General features: G+C 31.7%; 6 protein-coding genes. All 6 read left to right on the plus strand.

Going from position 1 to position 8,479, the window contains the following annotated elements:
- The first annotated feature begins 71 nt into the window (after positions 1-71).
- Positions 72-1,367: an aminotransferase-like domain-containing protein gene (locus tag NZD88_RS03395; protein WP_259827435.1), complete on the plus strand. Its 1,296-nt coding sequence runs from the start codon at positions 72-74 to the stop codon at positions 1,365-1,367.
- Positions 1,348-2,454 (plus strand): 4-hydroxyphenylpyruvate dioxygenase, encoded by a 1,107-nt coding sequence (hppD, locus tag NZD88_RS03400; RefSeq protein ID WP_259827436.1) that lies wholly within the window; start codon positions 1,348-1,350, stop codon positions 2,452-2,454. The genes NZD88_RS03395 and hppD overlap by 20 nt, the downstream gene beginning before the upstream one ends.
- 4 nt (positions 2,455-2,458) lie before the next feature.
- On the plus strand, positions 2,459-3,841 hold the full coding sequence (locus tag NZD88_RS03405; RefSeq protein ID WP_259827437.1) for an FAD-binding oxidoreductase: 1,383 nt from the start codon (positions 2,459-2,461) through the stop codon (positions 3,839-3,841).
- Positions 3,842-3,847: 6 nt separating this feature from the next.
- Positions 3,848-4,546, plus strand: coding sequence for a thioesterase II family protein (locus NZD88_RS03410; protein ID WP_259827438.1), 699 nt, complete (start codon positions 3,848-3,850; stop codon positions 4,544-4,546).
- 9 nt (positions 4,547-4,555) lie between these two features.
- Complete coding sequence (locus tag NZD88_RS03415; RefSeq protein WP_259827440.1) at positions 4,556-6,127, plus strand: ATP-binding cassette domain-containing protein; 1,572 nt, start codon at positions 4,556-4,558, stop codon at positions 6,125-6,127.
- Positions 6,128-6,146: 19 nt separating this feature from the next.
- A partial coding sequence (locus tag NZD88_RS03420; protein WP_259827442.1) for a non-ribosomal peptide synthetase occupies positions 6,147-8,479 on the plus strand: 2,333 nt, incomplete at its 3' end.

Consider the following 8,479-nt stretch of genomic DNA (forward strand, 5'->3'; position numbering starts at 1 on the left):
AAAGGGAATGAAACTTAACATAATATCATACCGTAGAGAATTAATCTAGATTTGTAAGACACATATTCGGTATGAAAAAAAAACTAAATGAAGATTTAAATTCGATCGCAAATGATACGATGGAATTCCTGAACGAAATTGCAGATAGTTACCCTTCTGCTATCTCTTTAGCCTCAGGAAGACCAGACAGTAGATTTTTTGATCTTGAAAAAATTGATTACTATATCAATACTTACATCAGTTTTATTTCTGAAACACAGAAAAAACCTCTGAATGCTCTTTTTTCAAGCTTAGGGCAGTATAGTGAAGCAAGTGGAATTATCAATGAAATAGTTAGTAAATACTTATTGGTAGAATATGGATTGGAAATTGCTCCCGAAGATCTTCTTATCAACGTAGGGACACAGGAAAGTCTCTTAATTTCAGTTCTTACATTATGTAGCAAAAACGATGATGTTATTATTGTTGAGGATCCCTGTTATGTAGGGATAAAAAACTATGCCCTTATTGCAGGTTATGATGTGTCTGGAGTAAAGCTAAATGCAGACGGAATGTGTCTGGAATCTTTGGAGAAAAAGATTCTTAAATTTCAGGAAATAGGTAAGCATGTCAAAGTAGTATATGTTGTTTCCGATTTTCAAAATCCTTCCGGAATCAGAATGTCTGTTGAGAAAAGGAAACAAATAATTGAATTGGCTGATAAATATGATTTTTTTATCCTTGAAGATAATGCCTACGGAGATTTTTGTTTTGCCAATAAAATGTACCCCACATTAAAGAAATTAGATAAGTACCGGAGGGTAATTTATCTGCACACATTTTCTAAACTTATTTACCCTTCTGTGCGAATAGGTGTAATGGTTGCGGACTATAGATTTGAGGATGGAAGCAAATTAAGTAATCAGCTGAAAAAGGTGAAAGGCTATACTACAGTCAATACTTCTTCTATCAATCAGGCTATTATTGCCGGGATTTTAATAGATAATAATTTTTCATTAAAGAAGTATAATGAAAAAAAGATAGAAAACTTAAGAGAAAAGAAAATACTGACTTTAGATGCTTTACATAAATGTTTTAGGACTAATAATGAGGAATGGTGCAAAAATGTAAAATGGAATGACCCGGAAGGAGGTTTTTTCATGGTCATTGATCTGCCATTTGATGTAACAGAGCAGGATGTTATAGACTGTGCTGAGAGATTTGAAGTGATTTTTACACCGATGTCTTTTTTTCAATTAGATGAAATTAACAAGAAAAATATAAGAATTGCATATAGCAATATTAAAGAAGATAACATAATAATTGCAGTTGAGAGACTTTACAATTTTTTTAAAAATAAGATTGAGAATGGAAAAACAAAATATTGAATCCGAACTTCACAATATCAAAATTGAGTTTGTTGAATTTTATGTTGGAACTGCAAAAGCTGTTGTGTATTGGCATGTTAAAGCATTAGGTTTTAAGGTAATTGCATATTGTGGCCCTGAAACAGGAAATACTGAAAAGGTTTCTTATTTAATTGCAAAAAATGACATCAAATTAGTAATCACATCAGCCATTAACCCCATTTCACATCACATACTGTCTTATGTAAATTTACATGGTGATGCAATTAAACGAATTGGTATCAAAGTCAACGATATTACTACTTATTTTAATAAATCTGTTTCAAAGGGAGGAATTCCGATTGAAGGTCCTCAGGCTTTAAGAGATGATAATGGTATTGTAGAGTATGCTGTTTTGAAGCTATTTGATGATAATGAAATATTTCTGATAGATAATAGCGGATATTTTGGTGATTTTATGCCGGGATTCATAAATGTAGAAGCTGATTGGCTGGATATTGAAGAAGAAAATTCAGAAATATGTGAGATTGATCATATTGCATGTGCTTTAAGGATAAATGAAATGTTTCTTTGGGAGAATTATCTGAATAATATCCTTGCTTCGAAGACTATTGAAGAGTATGATGAAAGAAAAACCATAGATAGTGATAAGAAAATAGGGATGTATTTAAAAGCCTTACAAACCCAAAATAAGAAAATAAATAAAGTATTGGTTGAACCTGAACTCAATAAGAAAAACCAGGTTCAATTGTATATCACTGAAAATTATGGCTCAGGGATTCAGCATTTAGCATTTAAAACGAATAATATCGTTAAGACTGTTGAGGTATTAAAGAGAAATGGCGTAAAGTTTAATAATTATCCCGATTCCTACTACGTATCCTTACAACAGAAGTATCCCGATCTGGATATACAAGATCTAAAAAAATATGGAATCCTGTGTGACGTTGACGAGAATTCTTTGTTGTTACAGACTTTTACATCTCCTATTGGAGACAGACCAACTTTTTTTTATGAGTTTATTCAGAGAGTTAATGATTATGATGGTTTTGGATTAAATAATATACAGGCATTGTTCGAAGCACTGGAAAGTGAAATCATAAAATAACCCTATGAATAATATAAGATCTGGGCTTTATGAATTGAAATCAATTGTTGGAGCTGAAAATGTATTACCCTATAATGAGTCGGATGAGCATCCTGTAGAAAAAGATTATTTTGATACTCAAAATCCATTGGCAGTTATTGTTCCCAATAATGCAGATGAAATTTCAAATATTATGAAATTTTGTTATGCAAATAATTTGAAAATAACCATTAGAGGAGGAGGAAGCAGTGTGAATGGTGGGGTAATGTCATGTGGAAGTGACATTATTTTATCATTAGAGAAGCTGAATAATATTATAGAGATCAATGAATTCGAAAGAATAGCAGTTGTAGAAACAGGTGTTGTAACAGAAGTATTACAAAAAGAAGTAGAGAAGTATGGATTAAGCTTTCCTCAGAATATCAGCAGTGCAGGAATGAGCTTTATTGGAGGTAACATTGCCATTAGAAGTGGAAGTCCGAAATCTTTTAAATATGGTACAACAGCAAATTATATCCTCAATTTAGAAGTAGTACTTCCTAATGGAGAGATCATATGGACGGGGAAAAATGTTAAAAAAGATTCTTCCGGATATAACCTAACGCAACTTTTTACAGGCAGTGAAGGTACGTTAGGGATAATTACCAAAGCCGTTATTAAACTTATTCCATTGAAAAAAGAATGGCTTTTCTTTATTCCATTTTCATCAGTAAGTCTTCTGTATGATTTTATTAAAGAAGTACTCACATTAGGTCTGAACCCTTCAAGTATTGAATTTTTGGACGCAAAAGGTTTTGATCTGGTTTGTAGTTATCTTAAAGATACAAGAATGAAGCTGGATGCCGGATCTTTTCTCTGGATAGAGTTTGAAACTGAGGTATGGCAGTCAGACCTTCCTGAATTAGAAATTATCAATCAATTGATCTTTAAATATTCTGACTATGATGTTTTGTTCGCTGAATCCTCAAGAGAAAGGGAGAATCTTTGGAAATATAGAAATAAAATAGGAGAATCCTGTATGGACTATTGTGAGTTTGTAGATTATGATTTTTCTATTCCGTTTTCTGTTTCGCAGGAAGTATATGAAAAAATAACAACAATTCTTGATGAGTTTAATTTTGAAGGAATAATAGTTGGACATATTGGCGATGGAAATTTCCACATCAATGTTTTTCGGAATAGAAATTTATCCTCAGAAGACTGGAACTTAAAAATCAATCAATGCTTTATGAAGATAAATTCTGTCATCGTAGGTTTCGGAGGTAGTGTACCAGGTGAGCATGGTGTAGGATACTTGAATAAAAAGTATTTTAACCTTTCGGTTGGTGAAACACAGATAGGAATAATGAAAGAAATTAAAAAAATTTTTGATCCTCAGGGCATTTTAAATTTTGATAAAATATTTTAATAGACATTGAACACTACAACTAAAATTTTAGCTTTACCTTTTGCGGGGGGAGGGAAACACTCATTTTATCGGTTTGCCGAAAAAGTTCCCAATTTTTATACTTTAGAGTATCCTGGGAGAGGGACTCGATTTAATGACCCTTCTATTGACGATATAGAACTTTTGCTTGAGGATTTATTGCAAGTTATTTTACCTCATATAAATGCTTCCCATAAATATTTTTTGTACGGCCATAGTATGGGAGCGCTACTGGCCTATCTGATATCTCATAAAATTGAACAAAAAGGGTTAAAGTTACCTTCTAAACTGATTGTTTCTGGCAAAAATTCTCCTTGCTGTGCAAGAAAACGTGAGAAAATATCAGATTTATCTTCAGATCTATTTTGGGAAAAACTGAAATCTTATGGTGGAATCTCTGATGAAATCATTGCTAATGAGGACATTCGAACCTATTATGAGCCCATCATTAAATCAGATTTTAAAATCGTGGAAAATTTTGAATACGAGCCGATGAAGCCCTTGTCAATACCCATTGACGTATTTTATGGTGATAACGAAGAGGTAGAAGATTATGAGATTATAAAATGGCAAGATAAAACATGTAAAAATGTTAATATCAAAAAGATGAAAGGAAACCATTTTTTTATATATAAACATGAACCTTATTTAGTTCAATACTTTAACAAATTACAGACGATCATTTAAAATTCATATATGATAAAGATATCCAGGAAAAGAATACTTATGCTTTTTCTTTTTTCCATACCTAATACTATTTTTAGCTTTTTAATGCTCCATATCATAAATAGTGTTGTTACAGATGGCGTTTCTATTATTAAAGAATATAAGGGAATCGTCTTTTTTCTAATGGCAATATTATCGTACATATTTACACTATTATTTCAAAAAAGACTCATATTTCTTTCCAAGAATTTTGTGTACGACAATGAATTGAAAATATTCCAGGCATTGCAAAAAACGTCTTTAGATAAAATTGAAAAACTTGGAACAGAGAGAATATATAGTATTGTTGAAGATATTAGAGTTTATATATTTTTACCGGATACAATGGTTACAGCATTAAATTCTTTTTTAACGCTTCTGGTCTATATAGGATATCTTATCTATATATCGAGCTTTTCTACAGTTATTATTGTGATTCTGCTGATTTCTATGATTACGTGTCACATTATAGTCGGAAAACGACTGTCTAAAAAGGTTGAAGAAATCAAGAAATTTAATGATAAATACTTCAAATTTGTTGAGGATGCTATTAAAGGGTTCAAACAGTTTAAAATAAGTAAAACAAAAACACAGAACTTATACAAAAAATTTTTAAGACCCAATAGAGAGGCCGCAAAAAAGAAAGATATTATACTATCTAATAATTTCGTCGGAATAAATCTTCTTAGCCAGTATGGGTTGTACTTTATTTTAGGGACTATTTTATTTGTTTTACCAGCTCTCAATATCCTTGAGAAAGATAAAATAAACTCCTTTTTAGTGGTATTTCTATTTATTTTGGGTCCAATCATGACTTTGGTTTCTACCCAGGAGTTTTTTACTAGAATTTTTACTGCTGAAAAGCGTATCAAAGATTTTTTCAATGATTTTACAGAAGAAAAAGAATTGAATATTACTTCTAAAATCAACCATTTTGATAAATTGGAAGTTAAGGACCTTTATTTTGAATATGGAAATAATGAAAATAATTTCGCATTACAATCTATTGATTTTTCAATTAATAAAGGAGAAGTTATTTTCATTGTAGGTGGAAACGGTTCGGGCAAAACTACATTTATGAATGTCCTTTCGGGGCTATATAAGCCTACAAATGGGCAGATTTTACTGAATAATCAGGCCATTGATAATAATGACAGTAACTATAAAGATATCTTTTCAATAGTTTTTTCTGATAGCCATTTATTTTCAGAAAATTATAATGACTTTTCATTGTCTAGAAATAGTAAATTCAGTGATTTTTTAGAACTCATGAAGCTCAAGAATGTTGTTAAATACAATGACGAAGATTTTTCTATTCCACCATTGTCTTCCGGACAAACAAAGAGGATGCTTTTGATTTTGACTTTATTAGAAGAAACTCCAATCATTCTGTTGGATGAATGGGCTGCGGAACAGGATCCTTTTTTTAGAAACTACTTCTATAAAACATTGTTACCTATACTGAAAGAAGAAGGAAAAACCATAATTGCTATAACTCATGATGATGAATATTTTGATATAGCGGATAAGGTTGTAAAATTTGAATACGGTAAAATAGTATAAATAAAACTAATAAAAAAACATGGAACTTACTTTATCTCAAAAGGATATATATAACGAACAATTTTTATTTCCTGATTTACCAATCTATAATATCGGAGGTAAAATTGAAATAAAAGGTTTTATTTGTATTGATTCTTTATATAAAGCATGTAATCAATTTATAGAAGATCATGACTCTTATAGGATGATCATCAAAGAAGGATCAGAAGAACCACAAATAGAGTTTTTAAAGCATTATGATTTTCAGGTGTATTATAAAGACTTTAGTGGATTGGATGATGCTAAAATGGAGAAAGATGAGTTTTTGAAGAAAGAGTTTTTAATACCTTTTACCTTTAAAGATGAAAAACCATTAAACAGATTTATTTTAATTAAAACTTCCGAAGATTTCCATTGCTTGTTTATTTACTATCATCACATAATTACAGATGGTTGGGGATCCTCACTGATGTTTCAACGTATTGTTCAAAACTATAATGAAATTGTGACTTATGGAAAAACGATCACTAGTTATAATTATAAATATGAAGACTATGTAGTAGAAGATAATGAATATCAGAAGTCGGATACTTTTGAAAATGATAAAAATTACTGGAAGAATAAATTCATAAACAATAGATCTGATCAAATTTTTGTAAAAAAGAGCAACAATGCTAACCTTTTTAAAAGTGAAAGGGAAGAATTGATCATAAACAGAACTTTTTATGATGAATTGATAAAATTTTCTGCTGATAGGAATACTACTTTTTTTCATTTTATCCTTGCATCATTATTTTCATATATCGGAATAAGTCGTTCATTAGATACAATGACAATAGGCATACCAACACTCAATAGAAGCAGTCGCAGATACAAAAATACGGCTGGCCTTTTTGCAGGAGTATCTCCATTCAAAATTAGTTTAAATACTGACGAAACATTTACTGATCTTTTAAAAAAAATTTCTAAAGAACTCAGAGAAGATTATCGTCACCAAAGATTTCCTCTGGGAAAATTAATGAACGAACTGAACATATCATCTGATCTCAATGAATTGTTTAATATTGTTCTATCCTATGAAAAGCATGATTATTCATATGATTTTATTAATACAAAAACAGAAGTAATTCCTTTTAATCATGGTTTGGAAAGGGTAGCTCTTGCTATCTACATACGAGAATCGGATGATAAAGAGGATGTGAAAATCCATTTTGATTATAATCAAAATTATTTAAACCAAAAGGAAGTTTCTAATTTCAAGGACAACTTTTTTTTCTTTATTAAAAATATTATTACTGATTATAATAAATCAGTAAAAGAATTGTCCTATCTCATTCCATCAGATTATGATAAGCTTGTATATGAGTTTAACCAGACCAAGGCTGATTATCCTAGAGATAAAACGGTTATTGATCTTTTTGCATCTCAGGTGCTTCTTCATGGTGATAAGATAGCCTTGAAATACAATGATCACAGTCTTAGCTATCATGAGCTTAATGAACGTTCGAATCAGTTTGCCCATTACCTTCGCATCCAGTATGGTATTGGCAGAGAATCTCTTGTAGGGGTACAACTGGAAAGATCTGCAGATTTCATTATTGCGATTTTAGGGATTCTCAAAGCGGGTGGAGCATATGTTCCTATTGATCCTTCGTATCCTTCCGAGCGTATTGCTTATATGAAGGAAGATAGTGGTTGTAAGGTTGTTATTGATCCTGAAGCCATTTTAAGCTTTAAGGATATTCAGGGCGATTATTCCGTCTTATCTTCTGAGCACAGTAGGTCTCCTGAGGATCTAGCCTATGTTATTTACACTTCGGGTTCTACAGGCCGTCCAAAGGGCGTTATGGTAGAACATGGGGGATTGGTCAATATGGTTCTGAGCCAGATCCGTGAATTTGGAGTTGTAAGCAGCGATGTTGTTTTCTTTTTTGCTTCCGTTGCTTTTGATGCTTCTTTTTCAGAGATGATGATGTCTCTGTTAAGTGGAGCTAGTCTTTTTATCCCGGATGATACAGCTATCAAGGACAAGGAAAAATTTGTTCAGTTATTAGGATCTTCCAAGGCAAGTGTGATTACGCTTCCTCCTGCCTATTCAGAAACCCTTTCGCCTGAAGACTTATCAGGTTTAAGAGTTCTTATTTCGGCGGGGGAGTCCGGTCATATAGAAAAGGGGCTTTCTTTGTCCGGTCACTTATCTTATTTTAATGCTTATGGGCCAACAGAGTGCTCTGTATGTACGAGTATCCATCGTCTTTCAGTGGAGGATGGCTGGAGAAAGTCTATTCCTATTGGCCGTCCTATTTCTAATATTCAGATGTATATTCTCTCCGAGAATGAGATTCTTTGTCCAATAGGAGTAGTAGGAGAGAT

The organism is Chryseobacterium pyrolae (assembly GCF_025153485.1).
Lineage (GTDB): Bacteria > Bacteroidota > Bacteroidia > Flavobacteriales > Weeksellaceae > Chryseobacterium > Chryseobacterium antibioticum.